Raw genomic sequence first — 18,031 nt, forward strand, 5'->3', positions numbered from 1 at the left:
CATGCTGAAAGTCGCTTTGGGCCAGTTCGCCGTCAGCCGCGTCTGGGAAGAAAACGCGCAGGTCTGCATCGACCTGATGGAACGCGCCCGCGCCGGCGGGGCCGGGCTGCTGGTGCTGCCCGAGGGCGTGCTGGCGCGCGACATCACCGATCCGCAGATCGTCCTGAAGGCCGCGCAGCCGCTGGACGGCCCCTTCATCGGCAAGCTGCTGGAGGCCAGCCGCGGATCGCCGCTGGCGACCATGATGTGCGTGCACGTCCCGACCGGAGAAGGGCGGGTCTGGAATACGCTGGTCACCCTGCAGGACGGCCGCATCCTGTCGCAGTACCGCAAGCTGCATCTGTACGACGCCTTCACCATGAAGGAATCCACCAACGTCACCGCCGGCGATGAGATCCCGCCCCTGCTCGACATAGGCGGGCTGCGCGTCGGCCTGATGACCTGCTACGACGTGCGCTTTCCCGAATTGGCGCGCCGCCTGGCGCTGGACGGCGCCGACCTGCTGGTCCTGCCGGCCGCCTGGGTGCGCGGCCCCTTGAAGGAAAAGCACTGGGAAGTGCTGGTCACGGCGCGCGCGCTGGAGAACACCTGCTACGTGGCCGCCACCGGCGAATGCGGCGAGCGCAACATCGGCTGCAGCATGGTGGTGGACCCGCTGGGCGTGGTGACGGCGCGCGCGGGCGAGGCGCCGGCGCTGGTGTACGCCGACATCGATCCCGAGCGCCTGGCGCACGCGCGCAAGGTGCTGCCGGCGCTGGCCAACCGCCGCTTCGCGCCGCCGCAGTTGGCCTAGGGCGCGGCATGGTGTAATGCTGGATTGATTATTCGCTTTCTCCCCCCATCTGCTGCCAATGAGCAATGATCTCTTTGCGGCCGATCCCGCGCATCGGCCCTATGTGCCCCTGGCCGAACGGCTGCGCCCGCGCACCCTGTCCGACGTGGTGGGGCAGTCGCACCTGCTGGGTCCGGACAAGCCGCTGCGCGTGGCTTTCGAATCCGGCCGCCCGCACTCCATGATCTTCTGGGGGCCGCCCGGCGTGGGCAAGACCACGCTGGCGCGCCTCATGGCCGACGGTTTCGACGCGCAGTTCATCGCCATCTCGGCGGTGCTGGGCGGCGTCAAGGACATCCGCGACGCGGTCACGGTCGCGCAGGTGGCGCAGGGTCAGGGCCGCCGCACCATCCTGTTCGTCGACGAGGTGCACCGCTTCAACAAGTCGCAGCAGGACGCCTTCCTGCCCTATGTGGAAAGCGGGCTGTTCACCTTCATCGGCGCCACCACGGAAAATCCCTCGTTCGAGGTCAACTCGGCGCTGCTGTCGCGCGCCCGCGTCTACGTGCTGCAATCGCTGACGGCCGAAGAACTGCAACTGCTGGTCGACCGCGCCGAGCAGGCGCTGAACGACGGCCGCGAGCCCGGCGAGACCATCCGCATCGAGCCCGACGCGCGCGAACAGCTGGCGGCCTGGGCCGATGGCGACGCGCGCCGCCTGATCAGCGCGGTGGAAGTGGTGGCGGAATCCGCCCAGTCGGCCGGCCGCGACAGCGTGGACGCGGCCTGGCTGGAGATTTCGCTGTCGCAGAACCTGCGCCGCTTCGACAAGGGCGGCGACGCGTTCTACGACCAGATCAGCGCCCTGCACAAATCGGTGCGCGGCTCCAATCCGGACGCCGCGCTGTACTGGTTCTGCCGCATGATCGACGGCGGCGCCGATCCGAAATACCTGGCCCGCCGCCTGGTGCGCATGGCGGTCGAAGACATCGGCCTGGCCGATCCGCGCGCCACCGACCTGGCCGTCAACGGCGCCGACATCTACGAGCGGCTGGGCTCGCCGGAAGGCGAACTGGCGCTGGCGCAGGCGGTGGTCTACATGGCCTGCGCGGCCAAGTCCAACGCCGTCTACAACGCCTACAACCAGGCGCGCAAGTTCGCCGCCGAGCACGGCAGCGCGCCGGTGCCCATCCACCTGCGCAACGCGCCCACCAAGCTGATGAAGCAGCTGGGCCACGGCAAGGCCTACCGCTACGCGCACGACGAGCCCCACGGCTACGCCGCCGCCGAGCAATATTTCCCGGATGGACTGAATCCCTCCTTCTATCGGCCGACCGATCGCGGCCTGGAGGCTAAAATCCAGCAAAAGCTGGCATTCCTGCGTGAGCTGGACGCGCAGGAACGTGCCAGGAAACGCTAACGGGCCGCGCCCGTTGTCTCTCGCAACCTCACCGACCAAACCATGCTAGACCCGATACTGCTGCGCAAAGACCTGCAAACCGTCGTAGACCGCCTCAAGACCCGCGGCGTGTCCTTCGACACGGAACGGTTCAACGACCTGGAATCCCGCCGCAAGGCCGTCCAGACCGAAACCGAATCCCTGCAAGCCCGCCGCAACGCGCTGGCCAAGCAGATCGGCCAGCTCAAGGCCAAGGGCGAGGACGCCAGCGCCGTCATGGCCGAGTCGCAGGCCGTGCCGGTGCGCCTGAAGCAGCTGGAAGAAGAACTGGCCGCGCTGCAGCAGCCGCTCAACGATCTGCTGATGTCGGTGCCCAACCTGCCGCACGCCAGCGTGCCGCAAGGCGAGTCGGCCGACGACAACGTCGAGGTGCGGCGCTGGCTGCCCGGCCCGGCCGGCGCCGATGGCAATCCGCCGGCCCTGCCGTTCGAGGCGCGCGACCACGTCGCCGTGGGCGAGCCGCTGGGGCTGGATTTCGATACGGCCGCCAAGCTGTCGGGCGCCCGTTTTTCGTTCATGCGCGGCCCCATCGCGCGCCTGCACCGCGCGCTGGCGCAGTTCATGCTGGACCTGCAAACGGGCACGCACGGCTACACCGAGTGCTACACGCCGTACATCGTCAACGCCTCGACGCTTTACGGCACGGGCCAGCTGCCCAAGTTCAAGGACGACATGTTCGCCGTGTCCAAGGGCGGCGGCGACGACGATCCGAAACAGGATGAACAGGGCAAGCCCTATGTGCGCGAAGACCAGTACCTGATCTCCACTTCCGAAATCACGCTGACCAGCGTGGCGCGGGATACCATCCAGGCCGCGGCCGACCTGCCGCTCAAGCTCACCGCCCACACGCCGTGCTTCCGTTCCGAAGCCGGCAGCGGCGGGCGCGATACGCGCGGCATGATCCGCCAGCACCAGTTCGACAAGGTCGAAATGGTGCAGATAACGCATCCGGACCAATCGTACGAGGCGCTCGAAGAGATGGTCGGCCACGCCGAGCGCGTGCTGCAGCTGCTGGGCCTGCCGTACCGCGTGATGCTGCTGTGCACCGGCGACATGGGCTTCGGCGCGGCCAAGACCTACGACCTGGAAGTGTGGCTGCCGGCCCAGAACACCTGGCGCGAGATTTCTTCGGTCTCCAATTGCGAGACCTTCCAGGCCCGCCGCATGCAGGCGCGTTTCCGCAACGCCCAGGGCAAGCCGGAATACGTGCACACGCTCAACGGTTCCGGCCTGGCGGTGGGCCGCACGCTGGTGGCGGTGCTGGAAAACTGCCAGCAGGCCGACGGCAGCGTGCTGGTGCCCGAGGCCCTGCAGCCTTATATGGGCGGCCTGACGGTCTTGAAACCTTAGGTCCATCCACCGTTTGGAGGATAAAAAGGCGGAGTCTGCGGGCTCCGTTTTTTTTTTATTATGTGGACATATTCCTGTCGCCGCCGGACATTAACCTGGCGGCGCTGGTGGCTGATTTTGATGTGAACAGTTGTGTATTGCAATAAAAGGGCCGGATAGTTGAGGCACAATACGCAATGTGTTCGACACGCTTCATTCACTTAAATAAAAAGGAGTTGTCCATGACTTCAAGAATGATTGGAGATTTTCGTGTGAGATGCTCCGTGGCCCGTGAAGACGAACAGGGCTACCGCGTGCAGATATGGACTCGCCGCATCGGCGGCACTGCGCCGGAAAAATGCTGGACCGTCCCGGGGCAGGCGCCTTTCGCCAACCTGCAAGAGGCCGAGCAGCAGAGCCAGCAGTTGTTCCAGGGCATCAATGGCGTGCGTTTCAACGGTGAACCGGAGTTTGCTCATGCGTCCGCATAATGGCTGGTGGCGGGCGTCGAGTACGCCGCGCCGATGGATCGACCTCGTCCAGGAATCGCCCCGCTGGGCCGACGGCAAAACCGGCCAGGCGCCGCAGCAGCCGCCCGCGCTGGCGGCCAAACCCGCGCAGGCCCCGGCGGCCTGAAGGCAGTTCCCCGGGGGCACCGGACATGCCCCGAACGCCGCGGCTATTTCCGCGGCAAAAAAAGGCCACTCGCGAGAGTGGCCTTGGTATTTCCGGCGCTGGCGTCCGATCAGTCGCGGTCGTGTCCGCGGCCGCGATGGTGATGCTTGTAGCCGCCGTGGCGATAGTAACCGCCGCGGTCGTAGTAGCGGCCGCCGCGATAATAGACCGGCGCCGGATAGACTACCGGAGGCGCGACGTATACCGGCGCCGGACGGTAATAGACCGGGGGCGGCGGCGGCACGTACACCGGCTGGGGCGCCACGTAGACCGGCGCCGGGAAAACCACCCCGGGCACGCCGATGGAAATGCCCACGTCCACCCGGGCCAAGGCGGCGCTCGAGATCAGCAGACCCGCAGCACCGGCACCAGCGATAAGCCATTTTTTCATGTTGCACCTGCCTGCTGCATGACGCAGCAAAGTTGAGTATTCGTTGAGCCTATTTTCCGGCTTTTTCGCCGGCCATTGGTAAGCGAGCCGGCCTCAATCGCGACAATCCGCAACCGTCCCCCAACCCCCGTTCCCCGCCTTGCTGCCCTGCAGCAGCCGTCGCCCGCTATGGTGAAACGGATGATGAAATCGATTGAAATCGGCTGGAATGCGGTGTAGTGGGGTGCCACGGTTACAGGCGGTCACGATCGGCGGGCGATTTCGCGCGCGGGTGTTGCAGGAATGCGCCATTGCCGCGGCCGTCAGGCCTGCTGGCAGCGGAATTCGACCACCCAGACCCAGGGATTGGCGGCCCAGGCGTGGGCGCCGTAGCGTTCGCACCAGGTCAGGGCGAAGGCGGTCTGCAGCGGCACCCCGGGCAATAGCGACGAGGATTGGTAGAGCGCCGGGATGCCTTCGGCCCGGGCGTCGGCGTCGGACAGGTTTTGCAGCCGCTGGATGCGCACGCCCACGATCACGGCCGACGTGAACGGATTGCCGGCCTCGTCGGTCAGGAGAATGCTTTCGCCCGATTTTCCGTACGGACATCGGACCCAGCTGGAAGTTTTCCGCAGCTCGGCGGGATTATCCACGGACGGCCCCATGGCCACCCATCTTCCGGAATCCGACGCGTCGGCATACCAGACGGTAGTCGGTTTGGTAGGCTGCGGTTTCAAGATACGCCGGCTCTGTACTTTATCGCCGTTCAATACAGCCTGTTTAAGCGGTTCGCTGAATTGAAGAGATTGCCTTTTCATACACTCGCGGTTCCTCTCACGATCAAGGCATGCGCCACAGCGGCATTTGCCCAGCCGGCGCATGCGAGAGCGCGGTCCGAGCCTGGCATCTTGCAGTATGCCGCCTAGCGGTCATCATGTCAGGGGCTCGCAAGGGATGTGTGTCATTTTGAATACGTTGCGAGGAAGTTTGTATACTCGAAGCATGAACACAGACCTGCACGATCTCAAGCCGGGTTACTACTGGTACACCATGGCGAACGACCCGCTGGCCATCATCCATATTCATGAGGATGGCGGCGCCACGCTGATGGGCACGGATTACCGTATCGGCGCCGAAGGCGTGGCCGATATGGTGCGCCAGGGCGAACGCTTTTTCTGGATCGAACCGCCTCAAGTCTGAGCCGCCGGCGCACCGTCCACCATGACCGACCTCTTATTGAAAAACGTCCGGGCCGGTCGCGATCCGGTGGATGTGCTGGTGCGCGGCGGGCGCATCCGGAAAATCGGCCCGGCGCTGGAAGCCGAGCCCGGCATGGCCTTGGAAGACGGCGGCGGCGCCTTGCTGCTGCCCGGCCTGATCGAAGGCCATACCCATCTGGACAAGACCACCTGGGGCTCGCCCTGGTACGTGAACCAGGTCGGGCCTGCGCTGACCGACCGCATCCACAACGAACGGCAATGGCGCGCCAGCACCGGCCATGACGCCGCCAGCCATGCGCGCGCGCTGGCGCTGGCGTTCCTGCGCGAAGGCGCGACCCGCATCCGCACCCACGTCGACGTCGATACCGATGCCGGGCTGCGCCACCTGGACGGCGTGCATGCCACGCGCCAGGAACTGGCCGACCGCGTCGAGATCCAGACCGTGGCTTTTCCCCAGTCGGGCCTGCTGGTGCGGCCCGGCACCGCCGAGCTGCTGGACCGGGCGCTGGCGAACGGGGCCGACGTGCTGGGCGGACTGGACCCTTCGGCCATCGACCGCGATCCCGCGCGTTCGCTGGACGTGCTGTTCGGCCTGGCCGACAAGCATGGCAAGCCCGTGGACATCCATCTGCACGAACCGGGCGAACTGGGCGCGTTCACGCTGGAACTGATCCTGGACCGCACCCAGGCGCTGGGCATGAACGGCAAGGTCGTCATCAGCCACGCATTCTGCCTGGGCGGGGTGGACGCGAAGCGCCTCGAGGGCCTGCTGGGCCGGCTCGCCGCGCTGGACGTGGCGCTGCTGACCACCGCGCCGCCTTCGCGTCCGGTGCCTTCGCTGCGCGCCTGCCGCGACGCCGGCGTGGCGCTTTTCGGCGGCAATGACGGCATCCGCGACACCTGGACCCCTTACGGCAGTCCCGACATGCTGGCGCGCGCCATGCTGATCGGGCTGCGCAACGACCTGCGCCGCGACGACGAGGTCGAATGGGCCTTCGATTGCGTGACCGCCGCCGCGGCCCGCGCCTGCGGCTTCGCCGATTACGGCCTGGCGCCGGGCGCGCGCGCCGACCTGGTGCTGGTCGACGCCAGCTGCGTGGCCGAAGCCGTGGCGCAGCGCGCGCCGCGCCGGCTGGTGGTGTCGCGCGGCGCAGTCGTGGCGCGCGACGGCCGCGACGCCTAGTCCCGGGCCAGCCCGAGCTGCGTTTCGGTCAGTTCCACGAAGGCCTGCATCAAGGCCGAACGCACGCCCGCGCGCGGCCAGATCGCGCCCACGGTGCGCACCGGGCAGGGCGCCGGCAGCGGCCAGCGCCTGACGTCGGCGGCCGGCGCGCCCGTGCTGGCCCAGTCCGGCAGCAGCGCGACGCCCAGCCCTTCCGACACCAGCCTCGCGATGGAATCGATGCCATCGAGCTCGAAGCGCACGTGCGGGCGCAGATTGCGCGCGCGCAGATAATCCTCGGCCATCTTGCCGCCCACCACGCTGCGGTCGTAGCGGATGTACGGCTCGCGCGCGAGCACGGCCAGCGGGTCGCGCACTTTCATGCCGGCCGGGGTCACCAGCACCAGCGGCTCGCGCCGCAGGTCACGCCACGCGCAGGTCTTGGGAATGGAAAACAGGGGGTGCACCAGCAGCGCGCCGTCCAGTTCGCCGGACAGCACCTTGCTGTAGAGCAGGGTGGTGGGGGCGGGTTCTATGTAGATCTCGATCTGCGGATGGCGCGCCACCCAGGTCCGCAGCACCGGCGGCATGATGCCGGTCAGCGCCGTGGGCGTGGCCCCCAGCCTGAGCGGGCCGGCGGGCAGTTCGGTGTCCGAGGCCGCCGAGCGCAGGTCGCGCACGTCGCGCAGGATGGCGCGGGCGCGTTCGAGGATGCGCAAGCCGGCCGGCGTGGGCTTGACGGTGCGGCCCGAGCGCGCGATGAGCGCGCTGCCCATGTCGGCCTCGAGCGCCCGCAGCCGCTGCTGCACGGTGGCCGGCGTCAGGCCCTGGTGGCGCGCGGCCTGGGCGATGGAACCGAGTTCCACGACGTGCACGTAGGTTTGCAGAAAACGCGAGTCCATGGCGGCGGCAGCCCTGTGGAAGATGGTTTTTCCATATTCTAAAGATGGGTGACGATAATTGTTGTTTTCTTTGGCCACGGCAAGAATACGTGCAGGGCGTCGCGCTGGCGGCGCCAGCCGAACCTCTCAGCCCCCCAAAGGAGCCTGTTGTGCCCATCATCGAATCCATAGACGTCTGCGCCGCCGCGGTGCCCCTGGACAAAGTCACCTCGTTTTCCAACCGTACCGTGTCGTCGCGGCACTATGGCCTGGTGAAGGTCCGCTCTTCCGACGGCGTCGAAGGCATAGGCTTCTGCTACGTGGGCAGCGCCGGCGGCGCCATTTTCGAGGCGGCGGTGCAGAGCCTGCTCGCGCCGGTGCTGCTGGGCAAGGATTCCCATGCCGTCGAGGGGCTGTGGCAGGCCATGTACCAGGAGGCGCTGCTGCAGGGGCGCCAGGGCACGGTGATGCGCGCGCTCAGCGCGCTGGACATCGCGCTGTGGGACCTCAACGCCAAGGCCGCCGGCCTGCCGCTGCACCGCTACCTGGGCGCGGTCGAGCTGGAGTCGGTGCCGGCATACGCCAGCGGCGGCTACTACCTCGACGGCAAGACGCCGCAGCACCTGGGCGAGGAAATGGCCAGCTACGTGGACAAGGGATTCCGCGCGGTCAAGATGAAGACCGGCCGCTTGTCGCCGGCCGAGGAAGAGGCGCGCCTGAAGGCCGCGCGCGAAGCCGTGGGGCCGGACGTCGAACTGATGATGGACTGCAACAACGCCTGGCAGGACGTGACCCAGGCCATGCAGTACATCCGCCGCTTCGAGCAATACGATCCCTACTTCATCGAGGAGCCGTTCGGCCCCGATGACATCGATAGCCACGCCAAGCTGGCGCGGCTGACGCGCCTGCCCATCGCCACCGCCGAAATCGGCTACGGCCGCTGGTATCACAAGGAGCTGCTGGACAAGGGCGCGGCGGGCATCCTCCAGACCGACGCCGCCGTGTGCGGCGGCATCACCGAATGGAAGCGCATCGCCGCCACCGCCGCCAGCTACGGCGTGGTGGTCTGCCCGCACTGGTTCCACGACGTACACGCGCCGCTGGTGGCCGCCACGCCGAACGCGCGCTACGTCGAATTCTTCTGGGACGACCAGGTGCTGAACTTCCGCAAGCTGGTCGACCGCCAATTGAGCCACAAGAACGGCCGCGTGATCCTGCACCAGGAACCCGGCCTGGGCTTCGGCTTCGATGAGCGCATGGTGGAGCGCTACGGCAAGTGGACCCGCGTCGGCCGCTGAGCGCCGCGGGCGGCGTCGCGACCCGCGGCGCCGCATGACTATCAGTCGCCGGCGGCAAGACCGGCGCGCGAGGAGACAGCAATGCAACGTAGGCAATTCATGAGCGGCGCCGCGGCGCTGGGCGCGGCGCTGATGCTGCCGGCGATGGCGCGGGCGCAGGACATGCCGTCGGGGCCGGTGAAAATCGTGGTGGGGTTTCCCGCCGGCGGCGGCACCGACGTGCTGGCGCGCCTGCTGGGCCAGAAGCTGGGCGTGCTGTGGAACCTGCCCGTCATCGTCGAAAACCGCGCGGGCGCGGCCGGCGTCATCGCCGCCGAGCAGGTGGCCCGCCAGCCCAATGACGGCAATACGCTGATGATGGCGCACGTCAACAGCCACGGCATCGCGCCCGGGCTGCAGCCCAAGCTGGCCTATTCGGTCGAGCGCGATTTCTCGCCCATCGCGCTGGTGGGCAAGACGCCCACCATCCTGATCGGCGGCGCCTCGCAGCCGGCCAGGACGCTGCCCGAACTGGTCGCGCTGTGCCGCGCCCAGCCGGGCAAGATCGTGTTCGGTTCGGCCGGCAGCGGCTCGGCCCAGCACCTGGCGCTGGAGATCTTCAAGGCGCGCGCCGGCATCGACGTGCTGCACGTGCCCTACAAGGGCTCCGCGCCGCTGATGAACGACCTGATGGGCGGCCACGTGCAGTACTGCTTCGAAGGCATGACCACCGCGACGCCGCTGCTGCAGTCCGGCAAGGTGATCGGCCTGGCGCAGACGCTGCAGCGCCGCTCCAAGAGCCATCCGGACGTGCCCACCGTGGCCGAGCAGGGCTATCCCGGATTCGAGGCCAGCATCTGGTTCGGCATGGTGGGTCCGGGCAATATGCCGGGCCCCATGGTCCAGCGCATGAACCAGGACATCGACCGCGTGCTGGCCATGCCCGACGTGCAGGAAAAGCTGGCGCAGATCGGCGCGGAAGAAGGCGGCGGCAGCGCGCAGCGCTTCGCCGATTTCATGCGGCAGGAACAGCAGAAATACGCCAGGACCATCAAGGACGCCAAGCTCGTCGCCGAGGGCTGAGCGGCCGCGGGCGGGCCGCTCAGCCCCCGGCGGGGGCCGCCCAGCCGGCCGAGGCCGAGATCGAGCGCGCCTTCTCGCCGAGCAGGCGCGCGGTCTCGGACTGCAGATCGTCGTCGATGGAACCGACCGGCCCCATCAGCGTGATGGCGGCCTTCATTTCGCCCAGCATGTCGAAAATGGGCGCCGACAGCGACGTGAAATGCGGCAGCAGCGCGTCGCGGCAGCGGCTCAGGCCGTGCTTGAGCACCTCGTCGCGGATGGCCTGCACGTCCTGCAGCGTGTACGAACTGCCCGCCGCGCCGCCGGCGCCCTCGGGCACCGACGAGGCCATTTCCTGCTCCAGCAGCTCGCGCGTGCTGGCTTGCGGCAGATGCGCCAGGAAGTTGCGGCCCAGCGCCGACGACAGCAGCGGCAGCACGCTGCCCACGCGCAATTCCAGCAGCGGCCGGCTGCGGCTGCCCTCGACCCGGTAGACGATGGTCGGACCCTTGTTGCCCCAGACTCCCAGGAACACCGTCTGGCCGGTGATCGCGGCCACCTCGGCCATGACCGGCCGGGCCGTGGTGAAGACGTCGAACTGCTCCAGCGCCGCCAGTCCCAGCCGCAAGGCATAAGGGCCCAGGCCGTAATGGCCGGTGTCCGCGTGCTGCTGCACCACGCCCACCTTCTGGAAGCTCACCAGGTAGTAATGGACGTTGGGCACCGTCAGTTCACAGGCCTGCGCGATTTCCTTCAACGGGATCGGGCGGCCGGCCTTGCGGATCAGGTCCAGGATGCGGAACCCCACTTCGATCGACTGGATGCCTCTGCGCGCGGCGGCTGGCGCTTTTTCTGCGTTTTCATCGACCTTGCCGGCGGGCCTAGCCATGACTGCCTCCTCTGTTTCTGGCGGGAGTGTAGCAGCGGCGCCGGGGGCCTTCCGGGGCCGCGTGCCGGGTTTTCCCCAGCTTTTTCAGCCCCGGCTTTAGATTTGATAATAGTTAATGACTACAGCAGTATCAATCTAAGTGATCGGGAAAGCAGGCATGGACGCAAATATTGCAATGCAGCATCCGGGTGGCGCGCAGACGCTCAGCCGCAAAGAGGAACGCCAGGTCGTGGTGGCATCGACCCTCGGCACCTTGTTCGAGTGGTACGACTTTTTCATCTATGGAACCCTGGCCGTCTTCATGAGCCAGGTGCTGTTTCCGCAGGACAATCCGACCGTGGCGCTGCTGGCGGCGCTGGGCGCGCTGGCGGTGGGCTTCATCATCCGGCCGCTGGGCGCGGTGCTGTTCGGCTATCTCGGCGACAGGCTCGGGCGCAAGTACACCTTCCTGATCACGGTGGTGATGATGGGCGGGGCGACCGTGCTGATCGGTTGCCTGCCCACCTATGAATCGGCGGGCCACCTGTCGTGGATACTGCTGCTGACCCTGCGCGTGGTGCAGGGCCTGGCCGTGGGCGGCGAATACGGCGGCGCGGTGATCTATGTGGCCGAGCATTGCGAGCCGCGGCGCCGCGGCCTGTTGACCGGCTGGATCCAGATCACCTCGTCGGCCGGGCTGATCCTGTCGCTGGTCGTGATCCTGTGCACCCAGGCCGCGATGAGCGCCGAGGACTTCCGCCAATGGGGCTGGCGCCTGCCGTTCATCCTGTCGATCGTGATGCTGGCGATTTCCATCTATGTGCGCGCCAGGCTGCACGAGTCGCCCGTGTTCACGCGCATGAAGCAGCAGAACCGCCTGTCGAAGAATCCGGTCAAGGAGACCTTCGGCCAATGGTCCAGCCTGCGCCTGGTGCTGCTGGCGCTGGTCGGCGTCACCGCCGGCCAGGGCGCGACCTATTTCACCGGCCAGTTCTACGTCATGATCTTCCTGCAGCAGGCGGTGCAGCTGGACCAGACCAGCGTGTACACGCTGATCCTGATCGGCTTCATCATCGGCGCGCCGACCTTCGTGCTGTTCGGCTGGCTGTCCGACCGCATCGGCCGCAAGTGGATCATGATGGCCGGCCTGTTCATCGCCGCTATCGGCTACCACGCCATGTTCGACGTGCTGCTCAAGGCCGGCAATCCCGCCCTGGCGCAGGCCATGCAGACCACGCCGGTGCGCGTGCATGCCGATGTCGGCGGCGGCGCCTGCGACTTCGGATTGCAGGCGGCGATGGTGGGCAGCCATGCCGACCACAAGAAAGTCTGTGTGCAGGCCAAGAAATTCCTGGTCGCCAAGGGCATCAACTTCGAGTATGCCGAGCCGCTGCCGGGCCAGGAGATCGCCATGAGCGTGGGCGGCCAGACCGTCAACGGCTTCGACCGGGCGGGCTACGCCGCCGCGCTGGCCGCCGCCGGCTACCCCGAGCGCGCCGATCCGGCGCGAGTCGACAACACCGTCATCGTGCTGATCCTGGTGCTGATGACCGCCGTGGTCGCCATGGTCTATGGCCCGGTCGCGGCCTACCTGGTGGAGCTGTTTCCGGCCCGCATCCGCTATACGGCGCTATCCTTCCCGTACCACATCGGCGCCGGCATCTTCGGCGGCATCGTGCCCTTTACCGCGACCTACCTGGCCCAGGCCAGCGGCAATATCTTCGGCGGCCTGATGTACCCGGTCGCCGTGACGGCGGTGGTCGGCGTCATCGGCAGCCTGTTGCTGCCCAACACCCGCGCCACGGCCATCGACGAAGACCCGACGCACTGAGAGAGAGGAGAGACATGTCCGTGCAACCCAGATTCAAGGCCGCCGTCATTCAGGCGGCGTCCATCCCCACCGACAGCCTCGCCTGCGCCCGCAAGGCGGCGGCGCTGATCCGCCAGGCGGCCGAGCAGGGCGCGCGGGTGCAGGTGTTCCCCGAAGCGTTCCTGGGCGGCTATCCCAAGGGCAACTCCTTCGGCGCGCCGATAGGCATGCGCAAGCCCGAAGGCCGCGACGCCTACGCCAGCTACCACCGCCAGGCCGTGCGCCTGGACGGCGAAGAAGTCGCGCTGATCGCGCAGGCCGCGGCCGATACCGACAGCTTCGTGGTCATGGGCTGCATCGAAGCCGACGGCGGCACGCTGTACTGCACCGTGCTGTACTTCAACGGCCAGCAGGGCCTGGCGGGCAAGCACCGCAAACTCATGCCCACGGCCGGCGAGCGCCTGGTGTGGGGGTTCGGCGACGGCTCGACCCTGCCGGTGTTCGACACGCCCTACGGCAAGATCGGCGCGGTCATCTGCTGGGAAAACTACATGCCCATGCTGCGCATGTACATGTACGGCCAGGGCGTGGCGCTGTATTGCGCGCCCACCGCCGACGACCGCGACTCCTGGATTCCCAGCATGCGCCACATCGCGCTGGAAGGGCGCTGCTACGTGCTGACCTCGTGCCAGCACCTGCGCCGCGACGCCTATCCCGACGACTTCGAATGCGCGCTGGGCGACAAGCCGGACACGGTGCTGATGCGCGGCGGCAGCGCCATCATCGACCCGCTGGGCGAAGTGCTGGCCGGGCCGGACTACTCGGGCGAGACGATTCTGTACGCGGACATCGACCCCAACCAGATCCTGCGCGGCAAGTTCGATTTCGACGTCGCCGGCCACTACGCGCGGCCCGACGTCTTCCAGCTGCAGGTCGACACCCGCGCCAAGCGTCCGGTGTCGGCGCTGGACGACGGCCGGCAGGAGGCCTGACCCATGCATTTCGATTTCAGCGCCTTGCCGGCGCAGACGGTCTACAACGTGCTGACCTCGACCGTCACCCCGCGTCCGATCGCGTGGCTCACCACCATCTCCGGCAAGGGCGTGGTGAACGCGGCGCCCTTCAGCTTTTTCAACGTCATGGGGCACCAGCCGCCCACGGTGGCCATCGGGCTGATGCGGCATGCCAACGGCGAGTTCAAGGACTCCGGCGCCAACATCATCGAGAACTGCGAGTTCGTCGTGAACCTGGTGCCCGAGTCCCTGGTCCGGCAGATGAACCAGACCTGCGCCGACTATCCGCCCGAGGTGGACGAACTGGCGGCGGCCGGGCTGACCGCCAGGCCGGCCATCCACGTGCGTCCGCCCCTGATCGAAGGCAGCCCGGTGTCGTTGGAATGCGTCAGCCAGGCCACGGTCGTGACCGGCCCGCGCCAGATCGTGGTGATCGGCCGCGTGCTGGGGGCGCACGTCGACGACGCGTACGTGCGCGACGCCGCCCGCGGCCACGTGGATACGCCGGCCCTGGGGCTGATCGCGCGCATGCACGGGGGCGGCTGGTATGCTCGCTCCTCGGACCTGTTCCAACTGGCCCGGCCCACGGCGCCGGTCTGAGGAAACGCGGGTCTTCAACCCAGGATTTCGGCGCAAGGAGGCCCGGCCCCGATGGCATGTGTTGCAAGTAGCGTTCGTTGCGCCCTGCTTGGCGCGGCACTGATGGCGGCGGCGCTGCCGGGCCATGCGGCAGACGTGGCGGGCTCCAGGGACCACCCGCTGGTGGGGCGTTTCTCGGGCGCGCAGATCAACGCCTACAAACAGCTGGATTACGACGAAGCGCTGGCGCCCGACCGGGCCATCCCCAAGGAGTCCGAGGCCAAGGCCCTGGCGCTCGAAGGCAAGGTCACGCGCATCGGCTATCGCATCGACGGCGGCAAGTCGGCGCTCGAGGTCTACCGCAATTACCAGGACACCTTGCAGGCGGGCGGCTTCAAGACCGTCTTCGAGTGCAAGGGCGACGAGCAGTGCGGCGGGGATTTCCAGTCCTACGTCTTCAACAGCGGCAAAGTCAGCCCGCTCGGCCACGGCGACGCCGTCTTTGGCGGCAAGTACTACGCCATGCTTGCCAGGAAGCAGGCGCCGTCGGGCGACGTCTATGCGTTCCTGGACGTGATGCAGGACGAAGCCAACAAACGCACGCCGGTGTTCCTGCAGGTGGTCGAACTCAAGGCCATGCAGACGGGCCAGGTCGAATTGCCCGACGCGACGGCCATGCAGAAAGCGCTGACCGAGTCCGGCAGGGTCGCCGTCTATGGCGTGTATTTCGATACCGACAAGGCCGAGGTCAAGGCCGATTCCAAGGCCGCGCTGGACGAAATGGGCAAACTGCTGCAGGCCAATCCCGCGCTCAAGGTCTACATCGTCGGCCATACCGACAACCAGGGCAGCCTGGCGCGCAACATGGACCTGTCGCAAAAGCGCGCGGACGCCGTGGCCAAGGCATTGGCCGAGTCCTATCGCATTCCCGCCGGCCGGCTGTCGGCCAAGGGCGTGGCATCGCTCGCGCCCGTGGCGTCCAACGACGCCGAAGAAGGCCGCGCCAGGAACCGGCGCGTGGAGCTGGTGAAGCAATAGGGAGAGGTGCCCGGGTCACCGACAGAAAAAAGGCCAATCCCGAGGGATTGGCCTTTTTGAATACTGGCGGAGAGGGTGGGATTCGAACCCACGGTACGGGGATACCGTACGCCTGATTTCGAGTCAGGTACATTCGACCACTCTGCCACCTCTCCTTTTCGCTATTGATGTTCCGATGACGGCGAAAGCCGGATCTTGCGATCCGCTTTTAGCGAAAGATCCCTGGTCGGAAGAATCTTCGTCGTCGAACTAGCGAAGCCCGCAATTCTACAGGATTTTTTTCGTTTGTGTAAAGGGGGCTGAAAAAAGCCCGCCACGGGGGTTTTAACTAACTACCGGCGCCGCCGTTCTTTGCCCAGAATCCCGGCAACGCCGGCGCATCGCGCCGGTCTTTCCGCTCCCTTGCGCCCATGGATCTGATCCTCATCCTCCTGCTTGCGGCCGTGCTGTGCGTGCCCATCACCCAGCAGCTGGGGCTGGGCGCCATTCCGGGTTACCTGATCGCCGGCATCCTGGTGGGGCCGTCCTGCCTGAAGCTGGTGACCAACGTGGACACCATGATCGGGGTGTCGCAGTGGGGCGTGGTGATGATGTTGTTCATCATCGGGCTGGAACTGTCGCCCAGGCGGCTGTGGGCCATGCGCAACGAGGTGTTCGTCCTGGGCTCGCTGCAGATGCTGGTCTGCGGGCTGCTGCTGGGCGTGGTGTTCGGCGCGGCGCTGCGGCACCTGGCCGGGATGAGCTGGCAGGCGGCGGTGCTTTGCGGCCTGTCGCTGGCGCTGTCGTCCACGGCGGTGGCCCTGCGCCTGCTGGAGGAACGCGGCCTGACGCGGATGCCGCTGGGGCGGTCGGCGCTGGGGGTGCTGCTGTTCCAGGACATGGCGGCGATACCGATGCTGGTGGCGGCCGGCCTGATGGGATCGGACGGAAGCTCGGCGCCGTCGTTCAAGGAGGCGTTGATCGCCGTGGCCGTGGTCGCCGCGGCTCACCACTTGCGTCTGCTGGGCTGGGCCGCGCGCGCGCAGTTGAACGAGCTGTTCACCGCCGCGGCGCTGCTGATGGTGGTGGGCGCCGCCCAGCTGTTCGACTATGCCGGGCTGTCGGCCGGCCTGGGCGGGTTCCTGGCGGGGGTGCTGATGGCCGAGTCGCGCTACCGCGACGAACTGGAAAAGGCCATCGACCCGTTCAAGGGCTTGCTGCTGGGCCTGTTTTTCGTGGCCATCGGCATGTCGGTGAACCTGAAAGTGGTGCAGCATCATTGGCTGTTCATCGTCGTCGGGGTCACCGCGCTGCTGCTGGTCAAGGGCGCGGTGCTGTACGGCTTCGCGCGCTTTCTGGGGCTGCCGCGCTACCACCGGCTGCTGTTCGCCGTGGCGCTGGCGCAGGGCGGCGAATTCAGCTTCGCCATCTTCAACGAAGCCTGGGACAACCATCTGGTGGACCTGGAACAGCGCGACGTGCTTTCCGTGGTGGTCGCCATCTCCATGGGCGTGGTGCCGGTGCTGATCAAGCTGCTCGAGCGCATCCCGGAAAACCGCGGCGGCATGGCCGAGCTGCCGGCCGTCCAGCCGCCCGCCGACGAGGCCGGCACGCCGCGCGATCCGCCTTCCGCGGCTTGACCCTGACGGTCTTGCGGGCATGGCATGATGGCCGGCATGCGGGGCAGCTACACTTGACGCCTGCTTCGCTTTCCGCCCCATGCGAGATCACAGGAGAACGTCCATGTTCAAAGGAAAAGTCGCCCTCGTCACCGGTTCCACCAGCGGTATCGGCCTGGGCATCGCCACGGCCTTCGCCGCGCAAGGCGCCGATATCGTCCTGAATGGTTTCGGCGACGCGGCCGAGATCGAAAAAGTCCGCGCCGGCCTGGCCGAAAAACATGGCGTGAAGGTGATCTACGACGGCGCCGACCTGTCCAAGGGTGAGGCCGTGCGCGGCCTGATCGAGAACGCCGTGCGCCAGCTGGGCCGCATCGACATCCTGGTCAACAACGCCGGCATCCAGCACACCGCGCCGATCGAGGAATTCCCGGTCGAGAAATGGGACGCCATCCTGGCGCTGAACCTGTCGGCCGTGTTCCACGGCACCGCCGCCGCGCTGCCGCACATGAAGAAGCAGGGCTTCGGCCGCATCATCAACATTGCTTCGGCGCACGGCCTGGTGGCCTCGGCCTACAAGTCGGCCTACGTGGCCGCCAAGCATGGCGTGGTGGGCTTCACCAAGGTCACGGCGCTGGAGACGGCCGGCCAGGGCATTACCGCCAACGCCATCTGCCCGGGCTGGGTCCGCACCCCGCTGGTGGAAAAGCAGATCACCGCACTGGCCGAAAAGAACGGCATCGACCAGGAAGCCGCCGCGCGCGAACTGCTGGGCGAAAAGCAGCCGTCGCTGCAATTCGTGACGCCGGAACAACTGGGCGGCACCGCCGTGTTCCTGGCCTCCGACGCCGCGGCCCAAATCACTGGAACGTCCGTCTCGGTCGATGGCGGCTGGACGGCGCGCTGAACAAAGGAAAC

General features: G+C 67.1%; 19 protein-coding genes and 1 tRNA gene. 15 read left to right on the forward strand and 5 right to left on the reverse strand.

Going from position 1 to position 18,031, the window contains the following annotated elements:
- The first annotated feature begins 1 nt into the window (after position 1).
- The 5 genes from A6B37_RS17595 to A6B37_RS26100 all read left to right on the forward strand — a co-directional run bounded on the left by A6B37_RS17595 (position 2) and on the right by A6B37_RS26100 (position 4,196).
- On the forward strand, positions 2–793 hold the full coding sequence (locus A6B37_RS17595) for a deaminated glutathione amidase (RefSeq protein ID WP_102774238.1): 792 nt from the start codon (positions 2–4) through the stop codon (positions 791–793).
- 58 nt (positions 794–851) lie between these two features.
- Positions 852–2,192 carry a replication-associated recombination protein A gene (locus A6B37_RS17600; protein ID WP_102774239.1) on the forward strand — a complete coding sequence of 447 codons (1,341 nt, stop codon included), beginning with the start codon at positions 852–854 and terminating at the stop codon, positions 2,190–2,192.
- 42 nt (positions 2,193–2,234) lie between these two features.
- Positions 2,235–3,581 carry a serine--tRNA ligase gene (serS, locus tag A6B37_RS17605; RefSeq protein WP_102774240.1) on the forward strand — a complete coding sequence of 449 codons (1,347 nt, stop codon included), beginning with the start codon at positions 2,235–2,237 and terminating at the stop codon, positions 3,579–3,581.
- Positions 3,582–3,802: 221 nt separating this feature from the next.
- The gene (locus A6B37_RS17610; RefSeq protein WP_102774241.1) at positions 3,803–4,051 is read left to right on the forward strand and encodes a hypothetical protein; all 249 of its coding nucleotides are present in this window, start codon (positions 3,803–3,805) and stop codon (positions 4,049–4,051) included.
- Positions 4,038–4,196, forward strand: coding sequence for a hypothetical protein (locus A6B37_RS26100; protein WP_168202239.1), 159 nt, complete (start codon positions 4,038–4,040; stop codon positions 4,194–4,196). Before A6B37_RS17610 ends, A6B37_RS26100 begins: the two co-directional genes overlap by 14 nt.
- A 109-nt stretch (positions 4,197–4,305) precedes the next feature.
- Here the strand turns inward: A6B37_RS26100 and A6B37_RS17615 are convergent, their stop codons facing one another.
- Positions 4,306–4,626: a virulence factor gene (locus tag A6B37_RS17615; RefSeq protein ID WP_102774242.1), complete on the reverse strand. Its 321-nt coding sequence runs from the start codon at positions 4,624–4,626 to the stop codon at positions 4,306–4,308.
- A 302-nt stretch (positions 4,627–4,928) separates the two neighbouring features.
- Entirely contained in the window at positions 4,929–5,423 is a 495-nt protein-coding gene (locus tag A6B37_RS17620) for a hypothetical protein (RefSeq protein WP_102774243.1), read from the reverse strand.
- Between the two features lie 184 nt (positions 5,424–5,607).
- On the opposite strand from A6B37_RS17620, the gene A6B37_RS17625 reads away from it, so the two are divergent.
- Positions 5,608–5,805, forward strand: a complete 198-nt coding sequence (locus tag A6B37_RS17625) for a hypothetical protein (protein ID WP_043543675.1) — start codon at positions 5,608–5,610, stop codon at positions 5,803–5,805.
- Positions 5,806–5,826: 21 nt separating this feature from the next.
- Positions 5,827–7,008, forward strand: coding sequence for an amidohydrolase family protein (locus A6B37_RS17630; protein ID WP_111826489.1), 1,182 nt, complete (start codon positions 5,827–5,829; stop codon positions 7,006–7,008).
- Here the strand turns inward: A6B37_RS17630 and A6B37_RS17635 are convergent.
- Positions 7,005–7,889 carry a LysR family transcriptional regulator gene (locus tag A6B37_RS17635; RefSeq protein ID WP_111826490.1) on the reverse strand — a complete coding sequence of 295 codons (885 nt, stop codon included), beginning with the start codon at positions 7,887–7,889 and terminating at the stop codon, positions 7,005–7,007. The genes A6B37_RS17630 and A6B37_RS17635 overlap by 4 nt on opposite strands.
- A 149-nt stretch (positions 7,890–8,038) precedes the next feature.
- Between A6B37_RS17635 and A6B37_RS17640 the strand changes: the two genes are divergently transcribed.
- Positions 8,039–9,166: a mandelate racemase/muconate lactonizing enzyme family protein gene (locus A6B37_RS17640; protein ID WP_111826491.1), complete on the forward strand. Its 1,128-nt coding sequence runs from the start codon at positions 8,039–8,041 to the stop codon at positions 9,164–9,166.
- Between the two features lie 81 nt (positions 9,167–9,247).
- Positions 9,248–10,228: a tripartite tricarboxylate transporter substrate binding protein gene (locus A6B37_RS17645; RefSeq protein ID WP_102774247.1), complete on the forward strand. Its 981-nt coding sequence runs from the start codon at positions 9,248–9,250 to the stop codon at positions 10,226–10,228.
- A 19-nt stretch (positions 10,229–10,247) separates the two neighbouring features.
- Here the strand turns inward: A6B37_RS17645 and A6B37_RS17650 are convergent, their stop codons facing one another.
- Positions 10,248–11,096, reverse strand: a complete 849-nt coding sequence (locus tag A6B37_RS17650) for an IclR family transcriptional regulator (protein ID WP_102774248.1) — start codon at positions 11,094–11,096, stop codon at positions 10,248–10,250.
- 175 nt (positions 11,097–11,271) lie between these two features.
- On the opposite strand from A6B37_RS17650, the gene A6B37_RS17655 reads away from it, so the two are divergent.
- From A6B37_RS17655 to A6B37_RS17670, 4 genes are all read left to right on the forward strand, one after another.
- The gene (locus tag A6B37_RS17655; protein WP_246842506.1) at positions 11,272–12,906 is read left to right on the forward strand and encodes an MFS transporter; all 1,635 of its coding nucleotides are present in this window, start codon (positions 11,272–11,274) and stop codon (positions 12,904–12,906) included.
- A gap of 14 nt (positions 12,907–12,920) precedes the next feature.
- A complete protein-coding gene (locus A6B37_RS17660; RefSeq protein WP_102774250.1) occupies positions 12,921–13,877 on the forward strand; it encodes a carbon-nitrogen hydrolase family protein in 957 nt (318 codons plus the stop codon).
- Positions 13,878–13,880: 3 nt separating this feature from the next.
- Positions 13,881–14,498: a flavin reductase family protein gene (locus A6B37_RS17665; RefSeq protein WP_102774251.1), complete on the forward strand. Its 618-nt coding sequence runs from the start codon at positions 13,881–13,883 to the stop codon at positions 14,496–14,498.
- A 102-nt stretch (positions 14,499–14,600) separates the two neighbouring features.
- Complete coding sequence (locus tag A6B37_RS17670) at positions 14,601–15,515, forward strand: OmpA family protein (RefSeq protein ID WP_246842507.1); 915 nt, start codon at positions 14,601–14,603, stop codon at positions 15,513–15,515.
- 64 nt (positions 15,516–15,579) lie between these two features.
- On the opposite strand, the gene A6B37_RS17675 is transcribed toward A6B37_RS17670, so the two are convergent.
- A tRNA-Ser gene (locus tag A6B37_RS17675) sits at positions 15,580–15,670 on the reverse strand.
- Positions 15,671–15,925: 255 nt separating this feature from the next.
- Between A6B37_RS17675 and A6B37_RS17680 the strand changes: the two genes are divergently transcribed.
- Both A6B37_RS17680 and A6B37_RS17685 read left to right on the forward strand, forming a co-directional pair.
- Positions 15,926–17,134 (forward strand): cation:proton antiporter, encoded by a 1,209-nt coding sequence (locus A6B37_RS17680; RefSeq protein ID WP_102774547.1) that lies wholly within the window; start codon positions 15,926–15,928, stop codon positions 17,132–17,134.
- 103 nt (positions 17,135–17,237) lie between these two features.
- The gene (locus A6B37_RS17685; protein WP_111826494.1) at positions 17,238–18,020 is read left to right on the forward strand and encodes a 3-hydroxybutyrate dehydrogenase; all 783 of its coding nucleotides are present in this window, start codon (positions 17,238–17,240) and stop codon (positions 18,018–18,020) included.
- Positions 18,021–18,031 lie beyond the last annotated feature (11 nt).

The sequence above is a fragment of the Achromobacter sp. HZ01 genome (assembly GCF_003267925.1).
In the GTDB taxonomy this organism is placed as follows: Bacteria; Pseudomonadota; Gammaproteobacteria; order Burkholderiales; family Burkholderiaceae_B; genus Achromobacter; species Achromobacter pulmonis_A.